The organism is Pseudomonas sp. RG1, from assembly GCF_025910115.1.
Classification (GTDB): Bacteria; Pseudomonadota; Gammaproteobacteria; order Pseudomonadales; family Pseudomonadaceae; genus Aquipseudomonas; species Aquipseudomonas atacamensis.
This window is the reverse complement of record NZ_JAPCIK010000023.1, coordinates 177299-196156: the sequence shown is the minus strand read 5'-3', so window position 1 is coordinate 196156 and position 18858 is coordinate 177299. Positions and strand designations below refer to the sequence as shown.

General features: G+C 60.2%; 15 protein-coding genes and 2 pseudogenes. 4 read left to right on the top strand and 13 right to left on the bottom strand.

The genetic code is table 11. The features are described from left to right. Positions 1 to 16: 16 nt before the first annotated feature. The 7 genes and pseudogenes from glgA to OK411_RS27140 all read right to left on the bottom strand — a co-directional run. On the bottom strand, positions 17 to 1603 hold the full coding sequence (gene glgA, locus OK411_RS15420) for a glycogen synthase GlgA (protein WP_122746326.1): 1587 nt from the start codon (positions 1601 to 1603) through the stop codon (positions 17 to 19). A gap of 589 nt (positions 1604 to 2192) precedes the next feature. Beyond that, on the bottom strand, positions 2193 to 3146 hold the full coding sequence (locus tag OK411_RS15415; RefSeq protein ID WP_264365293.1) for a D-2-hydroxyacid dehydrogenase family protein: 954 nt from the start codon (positions 3144 to 3146) through the stop codon (positions 2193 to 2195). Positions 3147 to 3158: 12 nt separating this feature from the next. Continuing rightward, a complete protein-coding gene (locus OK411_RS15410) occupies positions 3159 to 4205 on the bottom strand; it encodes an alpha/beta fold hydrolase (RefSeq protein WP_122612246.1) in 1047 nt (348 codons plus the stop codon). Between the two features lie 86 nt (positions 4206 to 4291). Next, positions 4292 to 4726, bottom strand: a complete 435-nt coding sequence (locus tag OK411_RS15405; RefSeq protein WP_041480976.1) for a YqaA family protein — start codon at positions 4724 to 4726, stop codon at positions 4292 to 4294. Next, the gene (locus tag OK411_RS15400) at positions 4726 to 5172 is read right to left on the bottom strand and encodes a DUF411 domain-containing protein (RefSeq protein WP_041480975.1); all 447 of its coding nucleotides are present in this window, start codon (positions 5170 to 5172) and stop codon (positions 4726 to 4728) included. Before OK411_RS15400 ends, OK411_RS15405 begins: the two co-directional genes overlap by 1 nt. Before the next feature lie 241 nt (positions 5173 to 5413). Next, positions 5414 to 5941: pseudogene (locus OK411_RS27145) on the bottom strand (methyl-accepting chemotaxis protein); the annotation flags it as partial. Between the two features lie 333 nt (positions 5942 to 6274). Beyond that, positions 6275 to 7405: pseudogene (locus OK411_RS27140) on the bottom strand (cache and HAMP domain-containing protein); the annotation flags it as partial. 354 nt (positions 7406 to 7759) lie between these two features. Between OK411_RS27140 and OK411_RS15390 the strand changes: the two are divergent. Continuing rightward, positions 7760 to 8287 carry a hypothetical protein gene (locus OK411_RS15390; RefSeq protein ID WP_024012886.1) on the top strand — a complete coding sequence of 176 codons (528 nt, stop codon included), beginning with the start codon at positions 7760 to 7762 and terminating at the stop codon, positions 8285 to 8287. Between the two features lie 45 nt (positions 8288 to 8332). On the opposite strand, the gene OK411_RS15385 is transcribed toward OK411_RS15390, so the two are convergent. The 3 genes from OK411_RS15385 to OK411_RS15375 are packed head-to-tail and all read right to left on the bottom strand — an operon-like array spanning position 8333 to position 12939. Beyond that, the gene (locus OK411_RS15385) at positions 8333 to 9268 is read right to left on the bottom strand and encodes a GNAT family N-acetyltransferase (RefSeq protein ID WP_264365291.1); all 936 of its coding nucleotides are present in this window, start codon (positions 9266 to 9268) and stop codon (positions 8333 to 8335) included. After that, positions 9237 to 10547 (bottom strand): phenylacetate--CoA ligase family protein, encoded by a 1311-nt coding sequence (locus OK411_RS15380; RefSeq protein WP_264365290.1) that lies wholly within the window; start codon positions 10545 to 10547, stop codon positions 9237 to 9239. The genes OK411_RS15385 and OK411_RS15380 overlap by 32 nt, the downstream gene beginning before the upstream one ends. Positions 10548 to 10590: 43 nt before the next feature. Continuing rightward, positions 10591 to 12939, bottom strand: coding sequence for an acyl-CoA reductase (locus OK411_RS15375; RefSeq protein WP_413694516.1), 2349 nt, complete (start codon positions 12937 to 12939; stop codon positions 10591 to 10593). On the opposite strand from OK411_RS15375, the gene OK411_RS27135 reads away from it, so the two are divergent. Further along, positions 12903 to 12989 (top strand): hypothetical protein, encoded by an 87-nt coding sequence (locus OK411_RS27135; protein WP_371699888.1) that lies wholly within the window; start codon positions 12903 to 12905, stop codon positions 12987 to 12989. The genes OK411_RS15375 and OK411_RS27135 overlap by 37 nt on opposite strands. Positions 12990 to 13000: 11 nt before the next feature. Here the strand turns inward: OK411_RS27135 and OK411_RS15370 are convergent, their stop codons facing one another. Together OK411_RS15370 and OK411_RS15365 are read right to left on the bottom strand one after the other, a co-directional pair. Further along, positions 13001 to 14131, bottom strand: coding sequence for an acyl-protein synthase (locus OK411_RS15370; RefSeq protein ID WP_264365288.1), 1131 nt, complete (start codon positions 14129 to 14131; stop codon positions 13001 to 13003). 9 nt (positions 14132 to 14140) lie between these two features. Further along, positions 14141 to 15388, bottom strand: coding sequence for an MdfA family multidrug efflux MFS transporter (locus OK411_RS15365; RefSeq protein WP_110603429.1), 1248 nt, complete (start codon positions 15386 to 15388; stop codon positions 14141 to 14143). 311 nt (positions 15389 to 15699) lie between these two features. Here OK411_RS15365 and OK411_RS15360 point away from each other — a divergent pair, with 311 nt between their 5' ends. Next, positions 15700 to 15888 carry a hypothetical protein gene (locus OK411_RS15360; RefSeq protein WP_016770563.1) on the top strand — a complete coding sequence of 63 codons (189 nt, stop codon included), beginning with the start codon at positions 15700 to 15702 and terminating at the stop codon, positions 15886 to 15888. Between the two features lie 9 nt (positions 15889 to 15897). On the opposite strand, the gene OK411_RS15355 is transcribed toward OK411_RS15360, so the two are convergent. Continuing rightward, on the bottom strand, positions 15898 to 16275 hold the full coding sequence (locus tag OK411_RS15355; RefSeq protein ID WP_024012892.1) for a fe2+ zn2+ uptake regulation protein: 378 nt from the start codon (positions 16273 to 16275) through the stop codon (positions 15898 to 15900). Between the two features lie 243 nt (positions 16276 to 16518). On the opposite strand from OK411_RS15355, the gene OK411_RS15350 reads away from it, so the two are divergent. After that, complete coding sequence (locus OK411_RS15350) at positions 16519 to 18858, top strand: acylase (RefSeq protein WP_264365287.1); 2340 nt, start codon at positions 16519 to 16521, stop codon at positions 18856 to 18858.

The window sequence follows — 18858 nt, the reverse complement described above, 5'->3', positions numbered from 1 at the left end:
TTCTGCAACTCCCTGGTTATTTGTGGCTGGCTTTACCCAACGCCTTGGCGACCAGTTGTTCGTAAAGTTCGGCGTACGGTTCAACCGCCTTGCTCCAGTTGAACGGTGCAGCCATGGCGCGGCAGCGCATGGCATTGAGCAGTTCCGGGAAGGCGAAGACCTTGAACGCGCGGCTCAGGGCTTCCTTGTAGCTATCAACGGTGGACTCATCGAAGAGGAAACCGGTGACGCCGTTTTCAATGGTGTCGGCCAGACCGCCGGTGTTGCGCGCGACCGGCAGCGAGCCGAAACGCTGGGCGTACATTTGGCTCAAGCCGCAAGGCTCGTAACGCGAAGGCATCAAGAGGAAATCGCTGCCGGCGAACATGCGTCGGGCATCGGTTTCGTTGAAGCCGATGCGCACGCCGATCTGGCCTGGGAAGCGCAGCGCCAATTCGCGCATGGCTTGCTCTTCTTCCGGCTCGCCGCGACCAATGATCGCGATCTGACCACCGTTCTGCACGATGAACTCGGACACCGCTTCGGTGAGGTCAAGACCTTTCTGATAGACCAGGCGCGAAACCACGGCGAACAGTGGGCCGGTAGAGTCATTCAGGCCGAACAGCTCACGGACGTGGGCGGCGTTGACCGCTTTGCCTTCCCAGTCGCCGATGGCGAACGGGGCAAACAGGTGCGGGTCGGTCGCCGAATCCCAGCTCTCGTCGATGCCGTTCGGAATACCGCTGAGCAGGCCTTGCTGGGTCTTGGCGGCAAGGAAACCGTCGAGGCCGCAGCCGAAGTCCGGGGTGGTGATTTCTTGCGCATACGTCGCGCTGACGGTGGTGATGTGGCTCGAATAGGCCATGCCGGCCTTGAGGAACGACATCTTGCCGTAGAACTCCATGCCTTCCTGCTGCAGCGCGTGGGTGGGAATCCCCAGCTCCGGGCAGGAACCAAGGCTGGTCACGCCCTGGTAGGCAAGGTTGTGAATGGTGAACAGCGTTGGCGTGCGCTGCCCGCGCCAGTGCATGTAAGCGGGCGCGAGGCCAGCCGGCCAGTCATGGGCGTGCACCAGATCCGGGCGCCAGTGAATTTGCGCAAGATTGGCGGCAATGTCGGCGGCGGCGAGGCCGAGACGGGCGAAGCGGATATGGTTGTCCGGCCAGTCGCGACCGTTGTTGGCGCCGTAAGGGCCACCTTCACGCTCGTAGAGTTCAGGGCAGATCAACACGTAGATCACCAGGCCATCGGGCATGTCCATGCGTCCGATCTTGCAAGGTGGCAGCGCAGCGTGGCCACCCAGCTCGCCGATGATGTGAATCGGGTTTTCGCTGTGCACCACCTGCGGATAACCGGGAATCAGCACCCGCACATCATGCAGGTGGGCCATGGCGCGGGGCAGGGCGGCGGAGACGTCACCGAGGCCGCCGGTCTTGACCAGATCGGCGATTTCCGAAGTCACGAACAACACTTTTTTCTTGTTGGGATTCTGGCTTGCTACCGGAGCAAGCGTCTTGTTGCCGGGTACGTTGATCTGTCGGCTGCCGGGAACACTGATGGTGCTCGATTCTCCAAGCGACTGGTGAGCACGCTCTCCCTGAATATCCAATGCCGCACTGATCATATGTATCTCCCGTGTGTGATCTGATTCTTGTCTCGAACAAGCTGTTTCGTGGCCAAGTCCTGTGGCCGGGCGCAAAGGCGCCACGCATCGGTGAGCAAATGCTGACCCAACACGCGCAAGCAGAATGGGTGGTGAGGCCGTTGCAAGGATTACACCAGTCGCTTTCGCCCAGTTGTTCTGATGACCTGTGGCGTGAAGCAAAAGTTTCGACTTTTTTTCGTCGGTATGACCGAGTGGTTTGGCCACTGAAAAATGAGTCTAGGCCAGATCCTAGAGCGGGTTGGGGCAAATGGGTAAATTGTTCGACAATCGGTTGTGTCGGGATGTAAGCGAGGGTTCAGGAGGGGAAACGCTCCGACGAAGGGCATGTTTTTCGGTCGGAGTGGGCCAAAACGGTGACTGGGCAGTCACGATTTTGTGCTAGGGGATGGGCGGGTTGCACCGTTGTGGTGCGAGGCTGTTTCAAAGTGTCGTCCGAGGTGACTTCTTCGCGAGCAGGCTCGCTCCCACATTGGAACGCGTACAACTTGTGGGAGCGAGACTGCTCGCGAAGAGGCCTGTTGCAGCAACTGAACTTTAAAGGATGGAATCAATTCAACAGACGCACCGGCTCCCCAGCTGCCCAACCCTGAATATCCTCGATCATCTGCCGGAAGAACGGTTCGTAATTCTGCCGACTGACATAGCCCACATGGGGGGTAGCGAGGACATTGTCCAGCGTGCGAAACGGGTGCAGGGCCGGCAAAGGCTCTTGCTCGAACACGTCCAGCGCTGCCCCGGCAATGCGCCGTTTCTGTAGTGCCTTGATCAACGCCGCTTCATCGACGATCGGCCCGCGAGCAGTGTTGACCAGCAGCGCGCTCGGTTTCATCCACTCCAGCGCCTGGGCATCAACCAGACCGCGACTGCGTTCGCTGAGCACCAGATGCACCGACAGCACGTCGGCCTGCTCGAACAATTGCTGCTTGCTGACATACGTCACGCCGGCCTGTTCGGCGCGTTCGGCGGTGAGGTTCTCGCTCCAGGCAATCACCCGCATGCCGAACACCTGGCCGAACTGCGCGACCCGCTGGCCGATGCTGCCCAAACCCAGGATTCCCAGGGTCTTGCCGTGCAGATCGCCGCCGAGGCCCTGTTGCCACTGGCCGGCGCGCAAGGCATTGGCTTCCTTCACCAGATCACGGGTGGCCGCCATGATCAGCGCCCAGGTCAGTTCCGGCGCGGCGTGTTTGTAACTGTCGGTGCCGCAGACCTTGATGCCCAGCGCTGCAGCGGCCGGCATGTCCAGCGCGGCATTGCGCATGCCGCCGGTGACCAGCAACTTCAGATTGGGCAAGCGCCCGAGCAAATCGGCGTCGAAACGCGTGCGTTCGCGCATGACGCAGATCACCTCGTACTGGCCGAGGCGCTCGGCCAGTGTCGCGTTGTCGGCCGGGTAATCATGCACAAACGTCACTTCACCGATGCTCTCCAGCACGGACCAGTCGACCACGTCGCGGGCCACGTCCTGCCAGTCATCGATCACTGCAATCTGCACCGTCATCGGCTTGCCTCATCAAGGAGCGGAAGGAGTCTTGCCCAGCCAGCCGAGCAGCGCCTGATGGAATTTTTCCGGTTCTTCCATTTGCGGCGCATGACCCATGCCCGGGAATTCAATCAGCGTCGACTGCGGAATCAACTTGGCGACCTGTTTGCCAAGCACCTCGTAGTGGCCGATTTTCGCTTTGACTTCCGGCGGTGCGAGGTCCTTGCCGATGGCGGTGGTGTCGGAGGTGCCGATCAGCAGCAGGGTCGGCATCTTCAGGTCCTTGAACTCGTAGTAGACCGGCTGGGTGAAGATCATGTCGTAGATCAGCGCCGAGTTCCACGCGACCTGGGTCTTGCCCGGACCTTTGCTCAGACCGGCGAGCATGTCGACCCAGCGATCGAATTCCGGCTTCCAGCGGCCATCGTAATAGGTGGTGCGCTCATAGTCGCGAATGCCCTTGGCCGTGACCTTCAACTCACGCTGATACCACTGATCGACGGTGCGATACGGAACGCCGAGGGCTTTCCAGTCTTCCAGACCGATCGGGTTGACCATCGCCAATTGATCGACCTGCTCCGGGAACAGCAGCGCATAACGGGTGGCGAGCATGCCGCCGGTGGAGTGGCCGAGCACAGTGGCTTTCTGAATGCCCAACGCCTTGAGCAATTGCTGGGTGTTGGTCGCCAGTTGCTGGAAGCTGTATTGATAGTGCGCAGGTTTGCTGGAGGTGCAGAAGCCGATCTGGTCCGGCGCAATCACGCGGTAGCCGGCGTCGCTCAAGGCCTTGATCGAACTGTCCCAGGTCGCCGCGCAGAAATTCTTGCCGTGCATCAGCACCACGGTGCGGCCGTTGGCCTTGCCATTGGCGGCGACGTCCATGTAACCCATTTGCAGCTTCTGACCCTGGGATTCGAAGGCGAAGTGTTTAAGCGTGTAGGGATATTGGAAACCCTGCAGCTCCGGGCCGTAGGCAGGCCCTTCGGCGGGGGCGGTTTCAGTGGCCGCTTGCGCCATTAATGGCAGGGCAGCGCTGAGGACGAGGCCGGGCAGCCAGCGGGAAAGCGTGACGGACATAAGCACAAACTCCTTGAAAATTGGCCGACTCTGGAAGGTCGGGATTACGCCGACGTTAAACAAAGGCAATCACAGGAAGGGTTGGTTCAACCGAGCCAGCCCAGTGTCAGCAAGGCCAGCACGCCATAGCGCGCGCCTTTGGCCAGGGTGACGATCAACAGAAAGCGCCCGAGCGGTTCGCGCATGACGCCGGCAATCAAGGTCAGCGGATCGCCAATCACCGGCAGCCAACTGAGCAGCAGCGACCAATGCCCATAGCGCTCGTAGTGCTTGCGCGCCTTGGCCATATGCCGCGGACTGACCGGGAACCAGCGTCGATCCTGAAACCGCTCGATGCCCCGTCCCAGCCACCAGTTGACCAGCGAACCGAGCACGTTGCCCAGCGTCGCCACCGCGAGCAAACCCCACAGCCAGTAACGCTCGCTGACGATCAGGCCGACCAGCAGCGCCTCGGACTGCAACGGCAACAATGTCGCCGCGCCAAACGCAGCAAAGAACAGGCCGAAGTAGGCTGCCCCCATCAACGGGCCGGGTAGTCCGCCACTACCACATCAGCGCCGTCCTTCTTCAGGCCGATGACCTGATACGCGTCGCTCATGCCGTCCATTTCCATGCCCGGTGAGCCCATTGGCATGCCCGGTGCAGCCACACCCAGCAGATCGTCGCGCTTGCTCAACGCAAGCACCTGATCGGCCGGCACATGGCCTTCAACGAATTTGCCATTGATGATCGCCGTGTGGCAGGACGCCAGACGCGGTGGTACGCCGTGCTGCTGTTTAAAGCTGCTCATGTCGCTTTCGACGTGGTCTTCGACTTTGAAGCCATTGGCTTCGAGATGGCTGATCCACTTTTTGCAGCAGCCGCAATTGGCATCGCGGTGCACTTCGATGGGGATCAGTTCGGCGGCTTGCGCCAGGGAGGAGATGAACAGGGCGCTCAGGGCGAGCAGACGCAGTTGGCTTCGCATGGGAATGGGCTCTCGACTCGGTGAAGGTCAGCAAGAACGCATTTTGACCGGTTTTTCCATCCCGGCATCAACTGAGTGTTTCCAGTTGCTACAAAACACCCGAACCAATGTGGGAGCGAGCCTGCTCGCGAATGCGGTTGATCAGCCGCAGATACAGTGACTGAAAAAAATCGCTTTCACGAGCAGGCTCGCTCCCACAGGGGTTTGGCGTAAAGGCCAAATCCCCGTGGTCGCGGTTGGCTTAACTGACCTTGAACCGCCCCATGATCGCGCTCACACGGCTATTGGCTTCGAGCAACTGGCGGGTATTCAGCTCGCTGGCGTGGCCGCTCTGCACCAGTTCATCGACCATGTGGCGGATCTGCACCATGCTGCGGTTGATCTCTTCGGTCACTGCGCTTTGCTGTTCGGCGGCGGTGGCGATCTGCGTGCTGAGGCTGTTGATGTGGCTGACCGAACCGGCCATTTCGTCCAGCCCCGAGTTGACTCGGGCGGTGGCGTCAGCGGCGGACTGGCAACTGGCCTGGGTGTTTTCCATGGCGCTGACCGAGGAACTCACGCCTTGGGTCAGACGGGTCAACATTTCGTTGATTTCCGAAGTGCTGGCCTGAGTGCGGGCGGCGAGGGCGCGGACTTCATCCGCTACCACCGCAAAGCCACGACCCTGTTCACCGGCCCGGGCCGCTTCGATCGCGGCGTTGAGGGCGAGCAGGTTGGTCTGCCCGGCAATCGCACCGATCACGCCGAGGATTTCGGTAATGCGCTGGGCGTCCTGCTGCATGTTTTCAACTTTGTGTGTAGCGCTGGCCACTTCGTCGATCAGCGCGACCACGCTGTTGGTCGCTTCACCCACCACGATGCGCGAGCGATCGGCGTTTTCATTGGCGCGCTGGGTGAACGCAGCGGTTTCAGCGGCATTCTGCGCCACGCTTTCAGCGGTCGAGCTCATTTCGGTAATGGCGGTGACAGTCTGGTCGGTTTCCGAGGCGTGACGCAGCAGAATCTGGCTGGTGTGCGCCGAAGTGCGTTGCAGATTGTCGAGGCTGGACGCCATGGCACCGGTGGCCTGGGTGACTTCGCCGATCATGTTCTGCAAATAGACGATGAAGGTGTTGACCGAATGGCCGATGGCACCCAGTTCGTCTTCGGCGCGAATGGTGATGCGGCGGGTCAGGTCGGCGTCACCGCTGGACAGTGAATCGATGTTGGCTTTCAGAGCCTTCATGCGCTGTACCAGTTTGCGAATCGCGTAAACCTGCAACAGCACCAGCAGGATCACCAGCGGAATCTGGATCAGGCTGAGACTGTTGAGCACATCGTCACGCTGGGCGGTGAGCATTTTGGTCGGCAAGGCGGTGGCGAGGAACCACGGTGTGCCCTCGATAGGGCGCATGAAGAAGGTGGCGTCTTCACCGTTGTTGTCGAACTCGACGCGTTGCGCTTTATCGCGGTTCTGCAGGCCGGTCTTGATCTGATTGATGAAGGTCGAGCTGGCCGCCAGTTCGCTGATGTTCTTCAGTACGATCGGACCGCTGATGCGCGAGCTGTTGCTGATGATCTTGCCGTCAGCCTCGACGATGAGCATTTCGGCGTTGAGGTCTTTTTCCTTGCGCGCCACCAGGTCGTTGAAGAAGCCCAGGGTCACGTCGATGGTCGAAACGCCCCAGGCACTGCCGTTCTTGTAGATGGCCATGGCGCAGTTGGTGCGCGGCTCGGCACTCGCGTCGTCCTTATAGGCAGCGGCCCACGCGCACTGACCGCGCGGGGTGGCCATGCCGCCCTTGTGCCAGCTCTGGTCGTAGTAGTTCGGTGCGGCGTCGCTGTTCCAGAACGTATTGACCTTGAGCTGACCCGAGGCATCCCGGTGCCAGAAGGTGCTGTACTTGTTGCGGCCGGCTTCGCGCTGGCCCGGCAACGGCCAGATACCGCCGCCAAAGACTTTCAGTTCGCCGTACTGATCCACCAGCCCTGGCAACACCACGTCGATGGCGGCGCTGTCGAGCAGGGGGATGGTCTGGGTGATGCTGCGTTGCTGCGCCTGCACCTTGTTCAGTTCGCCCTGAATCTGCACGGCGACTTCGGCGATGCGGTTGAGCACGACCTTCTCTTCGGTATCGCGCAGGGTCGGTGCGACCAGTTGGCTGATGCCGACCACGGTGAGCACGGACAACAACAGGATGAACAGAATCAGAAACAGCGTGTAGCGAGCCTGAATAGTGCGCAGTGCGGGCATGGAACTGATCCTTGAGCGGCTTTTTTGTTGGAGGGCAGTAATAAAACAGGGCGGGTATCACAGCGTATCGTCGTTACGGGCGGAAGCTTTAGGTACTTGCGCGCCGAAAGAACTCAGGGCGATGACCGGTTGGTATCGGGATTGGTACATCTCCAGCAATCGCCACAGTTGTTACATCCTGATGACGGCTCTGAAGCAATGTTTGCGGGCCTTAAGCTCGGTGTCATGAATGTACGAGATTTGTAAAAAAGCGCACAAATGACTTGGTGCGATCAGGCGCATCGGCCGATACTCGCGCCCATTCAATTGGTTGGAACAAGGACATTTCATGCTCATTGCACAAGGAATCCTCGCATGACGATCGGCTATACCGGCGCCTGGGAAAGCAAGGCGGGCGTAATGGTCCGTGATACCGGGGCGAAGAAACAGGTTTCGCAGAGCGTCAAGGTGCAGCAGATGCTGACCCTGGTCGGCAACGATCCGAATGCGCTTAACGTCGCGGAGATGGACAAACAGGGTTTGCGCAAGCAGATCAAGGGCTTTGATCCAGCCAACGTCTCCGTCAAGCAGTTGGGCAACCTCAGCGAGTTCCTGCGCGGGCGCGGCCTGATTTCCGAGATCACCTCGATCACCTTGCTCAATGCCGGCGACAAATTCGACCGCTTCGGCGTGCAGAAAGACCCGGAGGCGAAGTTCAACGCGCTGGAGTATTTCGCCACGCAGCTCGATGCCATCCAGACCAACAGTCTCAATGGCAATTACTACGGCAAGAGCCTGATTCCCGAATTCAAGAAAGCCATTTACGTCCTGCAGAATCTCAAGACCTATGGCGAAGGCAATGCGGCAGTTCCGTCCGACAAAGGCCTGAAGGCAAAGGCCTGACTTCTGCCGATGAAGCCCGCTCATCCGTGTGCGGGCTCGGGCTGATTACACCGCAGCCATGGCTCGCCCAGTGAGTTGACGTTGTGCCTGGTCGTGTAACTGCTGCATGTGCGGGCAATGCAATGTCAGCTTGCGCGTGCGGTAGCCGCGATGAAACAACGTCAGCCAGCCTCCTCGATTGTCTTGCGCAGGCGCCAGACCGGTGAAAGCAAAACCGATGGCGTTAAGACTGTGCAGATCCACGGCAAACTGTCGGGACAGCTGCAAACGAATCGAAATCAGCCAATGCCCGGGCAACGTTCTCAGCTGATCGAGCAGTTCCGGTTCGAGTTTTTCCACGAGCATTTCATGCCGATTGCCGTGTTGTTGAACCTGAACCGAGGGCCCGCGCCAGCATGCTGCACTGGGAGAACAGCCAAACGCCGCCGTCATACGCTCCATGAACGCACGGTAGCGGGTTGGCCACGGCTGCTCCGGCAGCGGGCGCTGATGGCCGTCTATGGCGCGGACACCCAAGACGATCGACTCCGGTGTTTTGCCGCCAAAGGGTGAGCGGACATAGTCCGGCAACAGTCCGGTGTTATGAAAACCGAGACTGATAGCCATGCGTTGGGTATAGGGGTGGTGGGTGACCTGTTTGATCGAAACGCTGCGACAACCCAACGCCTGTGCATGAGTCAGCAGTTGCGCGCCCAGGCGCGTGGCAATGTTCTTGCCGCGGGTATCGGGATGTACGACGCTCAAGGCCAGTTCGGCATCGTGCGAGGTTTCGCTCTGCCGATACAAAGTGGCATGGCCAAGAATCCGTTCACCCTCGACCGCAACCAGTGAGTGCCAGCGCTTGGCTGCGTGGTTCTGATTGATCAGGCAGGGCAGGTAGACGTCGCTTTGCACGTAATGATCGCCATAGACCTCGCGAAACAGCTGGCTGACTGCCGTGGCGTCGGTGTCACGGTAATTGCGCAGGATCAACGCTTCCATCACGCACCTCCCTGTCATGTCGGTCGTAGCAGCGTAAATCGACGATCCGCAGGCTTTTCCCTGCGCGAGGATGGCGCGCAAGGTCCTCGAAGCGGCAGCTCTGTATACGCAGCTGCAATAACCCGGCGCCTCGCAGTTGTGGTATCTGCGGATACAGTTCGATCAAGCGGGCCTCGAGTCTGTCCTCGATGCGGGTCGATCCTTCGTTGACTACGTATTTCACCGTCAATAGATCCCTGCCGTCGTCGTGTTCGATCAATAACTGCCAATCGTTGCTGCCAGTGATGCTCCGTACGCTTTCGCTGATTTCATCGGTCATCAGCGACAGAATGCCTACCCGCACACGCTGGCTGCTGCCGCTGCGCCCGCGCAGGGCGAATTTGCGTTGCGCAGTGCCCGACGGCTCTCGCCAGCACGCGAGATCTCCGACGGGATAGCGGATCAGCGGCATCAAGCGGCGATGCAGATTGGTCAATACAAGCAGACCGGTTTGATCGCAGGCCTCGATCGTTGCGCCGCTGTGCTGATCGACAATCTCCAGCAGTACGTGGCCGTCAGGTGTGCGATGTTCTCCTTCGATGCAGTCACGATGACTGGCACCGATAAATCCGCCATCGACACTGGCGTAGCCGATCGAGGCAATGCGCGCGTTGGGCAGCACTTGCTCAAGAAGCTGGCGTTGTGAGGCAAACAGACTCTCCCCGCCATAAAGCACGGTATCAACCAAGGGCAGCGCAAGGCCGCGGTGTTGGAGCCAACTGGCGAAGGTCAAAAGTTGCGCAGGCAAGCCAGCCAACACGTTGATCCGGTGTTGCACGATGGCATCGGCCAGCATTGGCGGGTCGATTTCGCCGGTAAACGGAAACTCGGTAATAGCCGTTTCCACATGGGCCAGTGAATCGTGGATAAACAGAAAACTGGCATAGAGGTCGCCAGCGAAGAACAGGTTGGCGACACGGTCGCCGGAGCTGAATTGCTCGCTCAGACTGCGGCCGAAAGCTTCCACTGTGCGTTGCCATTCCGTGCGGGCATATACGGACAGCCTGCCGCCGCCGGTTGAGCCACCGGTCTTGAAGACCAGGGCGTGGGCAATCGGGGCAGTCAGAACCGGCCATTGCGCCAGATCCGCGCTGTCTTTCCAGAAGTCTGCCGGATCAAGTAGTGGCAGTTCGCGCAGCGAGCTTATTGCCTCGGGAATATCGGCGAGGCTGTTCCTGTAGTAGGGCGAATGCTTGCGGGCAAAACCCGTCAATTCGCTAATCGGGTCGGTTGTTTTCACGGTGTGTTCTTCTTGATTCGAATGAGCCAGCTCACGGCAAGCGTCAGCGGCGGGAGTCAATGACCAGCGGCGTCTTGCCGCTGTGTTTGTTTTGAACGAAGTGCTCGGGCGGGCATTGTTCGATCTGCAGCACCAGCAATCCGCTGTCGATGACGGTCGTCAGGGTCAGGTAATCGGCGAGACGGTGTTTAGCGATGTCGGCTGCAAGTTCACAGTGCAGTTGCATGCGCTCGACGCCGTCAGCGCTGTGGTCCAGCTGCAACTGAAACGGCACTTGCAGCCGCGACGCCAATTCGCTCAGGGAGATGAAGTCAGTGCCGATGCGCAACAGCTTGCCGTGGCGTTGCAACAGCTCGAAGCGTGGCGACGTCAGCCCGCAGGCGCAGGCGCAGACGCCAGGCAGCCAGCGCCCGGTGTCGCCAATCTCATAACGCTGCACGCGCTGGCCACCTTCACGGGCGAGCGAGGTCACCAGCAGCCGACCCACCTGATCGCCGATCACCGGCACATCCTCATCGAACGCGACGATTTCCAGGTGCTGGATCGCGTTCATCAGATGGAAAACCCCATCCGCCGAAGCCTTGCAGGCATGGCCTAGCGGGCCGGCATCGACGCTGCCGTAGATCGCCGAGCGAATGCTCGACACGCCACAACTGCGCAGCAATGCACGGTTCTGCTCGCTCAGGTGCTCGCCACCGAGAAAGACCTTTTCGACTCCGGCATAAGCACTCAGACGCTCCTGTTCATTGAGAAACAGACGATGCAGTGTGGCGGGCATTCCCACCAGGACGTTGACCCGTTGGTCGATGATCAGTTGGGCAATCTCCCGGTAGTCGTCATCGGTAGGGGCGGCCATGGGCAGGTGCGTCACCTCGAGCAATTCCAGCGCTTTGCTGAAGCTGAGAAAACCGCCGTACAGCCCGCCACAGAAGAACAGGTTCATGACCCGATCCCGCGCCGGATCAAGACCAGCGGCGAACAGACCGTCAGCGGTTGCGCGCATCTGTCGATCGAAATCGCGATAGCTGTAGCCGGCCAGAGCAGGGGTGCCGCTGCTGCCTCCAGAGCGGAAATACAGCTGCGCCTGATCGTTGATGGGCTGGGCGACGAACGCCTCTTTGTTCATGATCGCAGCGCACGACTTCGCCGCGAGTGGCGGTGAATCGAGACTGGCATGATTCGGCAGCTGCGTGGCCGCCAGACTCACCGATACCCGCCGACTCAAACGTTGCAGCGCATAGACGCCATCATGGGGTTCGCCTGCGTAACCGTCGTGAATGCTGCCGATCGGTGCGATACGCGTGACCCCGGCGGCGATCAGCGCATGAGTAAGCTCGGCAATGCGTGATTGCGCACACATCAGCGCGCAGCTTTGCAGGACGTTGCGCCAGGGCAACAGGGCGGCAGTGAGCAGTGCCTGCGGCAGCGGGTGCAGCAGTACGCTGCGAAACAGCGGTGAAGGCGCGAGTTGCCGCTCATGGCTCCAGATCACCCGCCAGCCCGGGCCGCTCCACACTTGCCCGGTGTGTCCGGCGAAACTCTGGCCGAGGCGGGCCATCTGCGTGTGCGTGGTAATTTGCGAGGCTTCCTGGATTGTCGGCACCAGTGCCGGCCATTGCGTGGCGCGTCGTTGCAGGGCCTGCGCCAGGCGTTCACCGATATCGCGCAAAACCTGCGGATCGTCGCTGTCCACCAGCAGCCATTGCGGGCTGGAGCAGGCCTGCTGATCCAGTCGGCAGACTTCATCGGCGACGGCATCAAGCGCCTCTGGCGTAGACGATTCCGGGGTGAGATAGACGAAGCTGATGCGGTGCCCCCAATCGATCCAGCGACAACCCGGCACCAACTGTTGCCGAATCGCTTGCAGGGCCGCTTCGCCACCCCACGCTGCAACGCCGTTGGCGGGTTTGCACAGCTTGCCGATCTGCTCGGTGCTCGCTGGAATCACCGCCACATGTCCGGCCAGTTGTCCGCTTGCATCGCAGTCGACCAACGCGCGCAACAGTTGCGCCGTCAGGCCTTGATCGCTGCGGCTGGGGCGCAACCAGTTGACGTTGCCGGCGAGCAGACTTTCCACCACCGCGCAAAAGGCCAGCAGCGGCGCGTTGGCCGGAGTGATGTGCACCACCAGCCCGAGTGGGCGCCAGGCTTCGAAGCGTGGCTGGCGATAATCGAAACGACGCAGGCAATCGGCTTCGGCGCCCAACTCACGCTGGCGTTTGTAGGCTAGCGCTTCGGGTTGGCAGAAATCGATCAGGGCCTGCCGCTGCTCGTTGTCGAGGGGCAGATCCGAGTGCGCGTCATGCAGTTGCCGGGCAAATTCCGCGACTGCGTCGATGACTGTGCGGCTGTCGAGTGCCCTCGCCAAGTGTTGCGGCAACGCCTGTTGCAGGTCTTGCAGCGCTTGGTCGAGGCTATAAGCGTGGTGCAGTTGTCCATTGATCAAATACATATCAGTGACTTCCCAGTAATTCGGCGGCGGCCATTGCGCAGCTTCTGCCCGCTGTGGTGGCGGCGCGGCCGTGCAGTTCGAACCAGTCGCTGGTCAATCCACAGCCGCAACTTGCGCCCGGGTGCAGCGTGGCAAGGTCGCTCATGACCACGGCGTGGGCCGGGCTGGAGGAGATGTAAGGCGAGACGAAGCCGAGCAGGCCTTGTTGGCCATAGGGCAGCAGGGAAAAATCCGCCGGATCGCGAATCAGCACTCGCGAATACACCGGCACATGAAAGCGGTGACGGGCGCATTCGATGTAAGGCACGGCGTGCTCGACAGCACCGTAACCATCGCGGCAGCTGGCCGGTTCGATGCCCAGTTGCCGATGGATATGGGCGTAAAACTGTTGTTTGGGAATTTCCTGCGCAGCCTGGGTTTTCCAGCCACCGCCAAAAAAGGCCAGCGAACCGGCGGGCAATTGCACATCCTGCACAGCGGTAGCCTGCATGCGTTGCAGGGTCTGCCAGAGAAACGCCGGGAAGCCGAAAATCCGTACTGGCAAGCCTTCTTCAGCGAATGACTGCAAGGCGGCGATCACGCCGAATACATCGAACTGATGGCCGCGACCAGTGTTACGCAAGGCGTAGACCACGCGATTGACCGGGGCAAACCGGCAGAGAAACTGGTCGGTAAACGAGGTGCCCAAGGTGATGCGTCCTTCGGGTTCGTAGCTCAACAGCAGGTAGTTGCACGGACTATCGGGAGTGTCCCAGGCGTAATGGCGAAAGATCTGCGCAACCATGAACTGCACGCGAGCCAGGCTGCGTTCGTCGTAACGCATCCGGCTTTTCTGCCCGCTGGTGCCCGACGAAGTCAGTTCCAGGGCGTTCGTCCCCGTGCTGCTGAGCAGAAGGTGTTGCTTGAAGAAACTGGCAAAGATCGGCGGCAGACGCGACCAGTCATTGAGATTGTCGAGGTCCTGCGGCGTCAGTCCGTGGGCGTTGAGCCAATGGGCGTAACCCGGGGTGTGATCGCAGTGAAAGCGGCTGATTTCGGTCATCGCCCGATCAAACAGACCGGGCGCGGCTGAATCCGCGCAATAGGGTTGCTTCAACGCGCACAGCGCGTCGGCATAGGGTAGGTGAGTCATCAGTGTTCCTTACTGAGGCGAGGCCACATCAGATGTGGTGGTTTGCAGGAGCCGGTAAACCATGGGCAGGCACATCAGCCCGCCGAATGCGGCCCAGATAGCGAAGTATTCAAGACGGCTGCCGCCACCGATGGCCGCAATCAGCGAACCGCCAAAGCCCATGACGGCGATCGAGATCATGCCGGTCAGCGCCGACACCAGGCCTTTGCTGTCGTCGCTGGAAAACAGCGCCAGGCGATACACCGCCGCGTTGCTCATGCCCAGCCCGACGGCGTACAGCGACAAACTCGCCACCACCGGACCAAGCCCCGCGCCGAGCAATGCGCACGCGGCCAGAAACAGAAGGCCCAGACAGAACGGCCAGAGCGCCAGTTGAATCAATTGCGTCAGCGAATGAGTCTGCAGCAAGCGGTCGAGAATCAGATTGCCGGCGATGACTGCCGAGAACACCGGTATCTGCCACAGGCCATATTCCAGCGGCGGCATTTCCAGTACCCGCACCAGCAGCAATGGCGCCAGGCCTATCCAGGCGATCAGCGGCAGACTCATCAGGCCGAGCGCCAGGCTTGCGCAGAGGAAACGCGGATTACCCAACAGCGCACCGTAGCGCCGACAAGTGAGGCGCCAGGAGAAGGGTACTGGGCGAGTTTGATGACCGTCGCGGCGCTCGACGCCCACGGTTTCCGGCATCCACAGCAACAGGCCGAGCCAGACCAGCGCTGCTGTGCATCCCAGCAGCAGAAAAATTTCCCGCCAGCTCAGCCATTCCAGCAGCAGGATGCCAAGCAGCGGCCCGAGCAACGGCGATAACAACGCAACATTGCCGAGCAACGCCATCAGCCTGACGGCGTCGGCTTCGCAAAAAACCTCCTGCAATGCCGGGTAGCTCACGGCGACGACGAATCCCAGCCCCATGCCCTGCAACAGACGCAACAGGTTGAACGCTTCAATGCTGTCGGTGCTGAAAGCTGCCGCGCACGACACACCGAACAGCGCACTGCCGATCAATAACAGTGGCCTTCGCCCGAATTGATCGGACAAGGGACCCAGTAGCCACTGCAGGCAGACGCCACCCAACAGATAAAGATTGAATGCATGGGGAACATGCCGCGCGTCTGCCTCGAGGTCGGTGGTGACGTCCAGCATCGCTGGCATGATCACGTCGCTGGCCATGTAAGTGAGCAGTTCGAAAGCGGTCAGCGCCAGACAGAAACCGGCAACCTGTCTGGGGCCGATATTGATAAGTGTTCTCTGCATGAACATCCCTGTTTTATGAGTGGTAGGAAGTTCGCAGAGCCTAGGTGCAGACGCACAGCCGACCTAGCCGTTTGCTGCGTCAGCAGATTTCAAAAACTTACGGCATGTTTAAAGGATTGGCGCGGCGCGGAAGCTGTTTACTTGTTTGCGCCAGAGCAGGGAGGGCGGGCCATGCCTCAAGGTCGGCTGACCTTGCAGCCAAAAGTCTTCAGGGGCGGTAACATGGCACTCCGTTTGCCCCGGCACGTCCCCGTAATTCGGCAAGCGTATGGCTTGCAAACGCATACATTCCAACGTTTCAGGAAACCGCAATGACCCAGAAGCAACGCTTGATTTATTCTATTCTGATCGCCCTGTCGGTACTGGCGATCATGCTGGGCCTGTCCTGGCTGCAAAACGCCGGCATGATCACCGAGAAAACTTTCCAGTACGTCGCGATCGGCGTGGCCGTGGTTGTGGTGGTGATCAATGGCGTGATGCGCCGCAAGGTCAAGCCCTGAAAGCGAGCCTCATTCGTGGTTGAGGACCGCTGCAGCCTGCGGGTGCAGGCTGTAACTCTTGTCGGCGTTGAAGGTGATCACGCCTTCGGCGCACAAGCGTTTCAGCACTTCGCGCACGCTGAGAAAGGACAACGGCACGTCCAGATCGAGCAACTGGCTATGCACGCCACGTACGCCAAGGCGACGATTGCTCTGTGCCGCCACCAGCAGGGCGTCGATGACTTTCAGGCGAATCAGGCTGGTGCGCAGGCCGAAACTTTTCAGTAACACGCGGATGCGCTCATTGCCCGGACGCTCGCCGCGCTGGGTGAAATTGCCGGTGTGCGAACCCATGGAAACGCCCTGTGGCGTCTGGCTACCGTCCGTTGGTAGTTGCGAGTTGTACATGCGATTACTCCTTTTCAGAGCCAGATCGGGAAAGGTTTTGTTGCGCTCTCTAAACAAGACGTTTCAGCACGACAAATCATGAAAGAAAAGATGTAGAAATTTCGTCGCAAATTCGTCCCGGCCTTGTGATGCCGGCCTCGTGCCGAAGGATTGCCCGCTAAATTATTTTCCTCAGCTTCGTTTCTTCGTCAGGCTCATTGCGCGTGGACGCAGGGGCAATCGACCTTTCGATCAGGAGCAAGCGTGATTATTTCCAGGCAACTCACCGGGCTGGCCCTCGCCAGCACCTTGTTCGGACTGAGCCTGTCGGCCCATGCACTGAGCCCGGCAGCACAAACCAGCGCCGATATTCGCCGCACCAGTTTCGGCGTGCCGCACATTCGTGCCGAGAACGAACGCGGGCTGGGCTTCGGCATCGGTTACGCCTACGCCCAGGACAACCTGTGTTTGCTGGCCAACGAGATTGTCACGGTCAACGGTGAGCGCTCACGCTACTTCGGCCCGGAGCAGTTCACTGTCGAACAACGGGAAAACCGCGTCAGTGATGTGTTCTTCACCTGGCTCAATACTCCAGAAGCGGTCGAAACCTTCTGGCAGGCGCAACCGACGCAGGTCCGCGACCTGGTCGAGGGTTATGCCGCCGGATACAACCGCTATCTGGCCGAACGGCGTCAGCAAGGGTTGCCGCAGCAATGCCAGGGCGAGTGGGTACGTGATATCAGTGCCGAGGATCTGGTCAAACTGACGCGGCGCCTGTTGGTGGAAGGCGGGGTGGGCCAGTTCGCCGAGGCTCTGGCCGGCGCCACGCCGCCGCAAGCCACCGCGCAGGTCAAGCACGATGCCGAGGCGTTCCAGTTGGCCGACGCCCGTCAGCAACGTTTCGCCCTGGATCGCGGCAGCAACGCCGTGGCAGTCGGCAGCGAGCGTTCGTTCAACGGCCGTGGCATGTTGCTGGCCAACCCGCATTTCCCATGGGTCGGCGGCATGCGTTTCTATCAGATGCACCTGACCATCCCCGGCAAGCTTGATGTCATGGGCGCGGCATTGCCGGGTCTGCCAATGATCAACATCGGTTTCAACCAGCATCTGGCCTGGACCCACACTGTCGACTCGTCGAAACACTTCACCTTGTATCGCCTGCAACTCGATCCAAAGGATCCGACTCGGTATTTGCTCGATGGCAAGTCGCTGCCGCTGAACAAACAGACGGTTACCGTGCAGGTCAAGCAGGCTGATGGCCAGGTCGTGCCGGTGAAGCGCGATATCTACAGTTCGCAGTTCGGCCCGATCGTGCAATGGCCGGGCAAGCTCGACTGGGACAAGCAATATGCCTACAGCTTGCGCGATGCCAACCTCGACAACGATCGCGTGCTCAAGCAGTGGTACGCGATGAACCAGGCCAGCAATCTCAAGGATCTGCAAGACGCCGTGCACAAGATCCAGGGCATCCCGTGGGTCAATACTCTGGCGGTGGATGACAAGGGCCAGACGCTGTACATGAACCTGTCGGTGGTGCCGAATGTCAGCGCGGAAAAACTGGCCAAGTGCAGCGATCCACGCCTCGGTCTGCGCATGATTGTCCTGGACGGTTCCAACAGCGGCTGTGCCTGGGATGTCGATCCGCAAGCTGCGCAGCAGGGCATTTTTGCGTCCAGCCAGTTGCCGCAATTGCTGCGCAAGGATTTCGTTCAGCACTCCAACGATTCAGCGTGGCTGGCCAACCCGGCGCAACCGCTCACCGGCTATTCACCGCTGATCAGTCAGGACGGACAACCGCTGGGCCTGCGCTCGCGATTTGCGCTTGATCGTTTGGCTGAGCTGAGCAAAAAAGGCCCGTTGGCGGTCAAGGATCTGCAGCATATGGTCATGGACGATCAGGTCTATCTGGCCGCGCAGGTCATGCCCGATCTGCTGAAGTTCTGCGGCGCCGATCTGGGCAGCGATGCGGCCACGCTGAAGCCGGTCTGCGCCAGCCTCAAAGCCTGGGATGGTCGTGCCAGTCTGGATTCCGGGATCGGTCTGGTGCACTTCCAGAACATTATGCAGGCGCTGCTTGAATCACCGGATATCTGGCGTGTTGCATTCAATCCGGCTGATGCGCAACACACTCCGCACGGCCTGGCGCTCGAACAACCGGCCGTGGCCAAGGCGCTGCGTGAAGCGATGCTGGCGTCGGTCGAACTGGCCGGCAAAATGGGCCTGAAGCCGGACATGCGCTGGGGTGACATCCAGGTGGTCAGCAGTGGCGGGCGGCAAACGCCGATTCATGGCGGGCCGGGTACGTTGGGCATCTACAACGCGATGCAAAGCGTGCCCCGTGATGACGGCAAACTTGAGGTGGTCAGCGGCACCAGCTATCTGCAAGTGGTGAGCTTCGACGAAAAAGGCCCGCACGCCCAAGGGCTGCTGGCGTTCTCGTTATCCAGTGATCCGGCGTCGAAATATTCACGCGATCAGACCGAGGCGTTTTCGAAGAAACAGTGGAGTGTCCTGCCATTCACTGAGCAGCAGATCCAGGCGGATCCGCAATATCAGGTGCAGACGATCAAGCAGGATCAGGCAGGGAAGGTGGCAGCGCAGTAA

What these genes read in the sequence shown, in the direction of transcription:
- glgA (WP_122746326.1), bottom strand. Translation starts at nt 1,603, where the DNA reads ATGATCAGTGCGGCATTGGATATTCAGGGAGAGCGTGCTCACCAGTCG.
- OK411_RS15415 (WP_264365293.1), bottom strand. Translation starts at nt 3,146, where the DNA reads ATGACGGTGCAGATTGCAGTGATCGATGACTGGCAGGACGTGGCCCGC.
- OK411_RS15410 (WP_122612246.1), bottom strand. Translation starts at nt 4,205, where the DNA reads ATGTCCGTCACGCTTTCCCGCTGGCTGCCCGGCCTCGTCCTCAGCGCT.
- OK411_RS15405 (WP_041480976.1), bottom strand. Translation starts at nt 4,726, where the DNA reads ATGGGGGCAGCCTACTTCGGCCTGTTCTTTGCTGCGTTTGGCGCGGCG.
- OK411_RS15400 (WP_041480975.1), bottom strand. Translation starts at nt 5,172, where the DNA reads ATGCGAAGCCAACTGCGTCTGCTCGCCCTGAGCGCCCTGTTCATCTCC.
- OK411_RS15390 (WP_024012886.1), top strand. Translation starts at nt 7,760, where the DNA reads ATGACGATCGGCTATACCGGCGCCTGGGAAAGCAAGGCGGGCGTAATG.
- OK411_RS15385 (WP_264365291.1), bottom strand. Translation starts at nt 9,268, where the DNA reads ATGGAAGCGTTGATCCTGCGCAATTACCGTGACACCGACGCCACGGCA.
- OK411_RS15370 (WP_264365288.1), bottom strand. Translation starts at nt 14,131, where the DNA reads ATGACTCACCTACCCTATGCCGACGCGCTGTGCGCGTTGAAGCAACCC.
- OK411_RS15365 (WP_110603429.1), bottom strand. Translation starts at nt 15,388, where the DNA reads ATGCAGAGAACACTTATCAATATCGGCCCCAGACAGGTTGCCGGTTTC.
- OK411_RS15360 (WP_016770563.1), top strand. Translation starts at nt 15,700, where the DNA reads ATGACCCAGAAGCAACGCTTGATTTATTCTATTCTGATCGCCCTGTCG.
- OK411_RS15355 (WP_024012892.1), bottom strand. Translation starts at nt 16,275, where the DNA reads ATGTACAACTCGCAACTACCAACGGACGGTAGCCAGACGCCACAGGGC.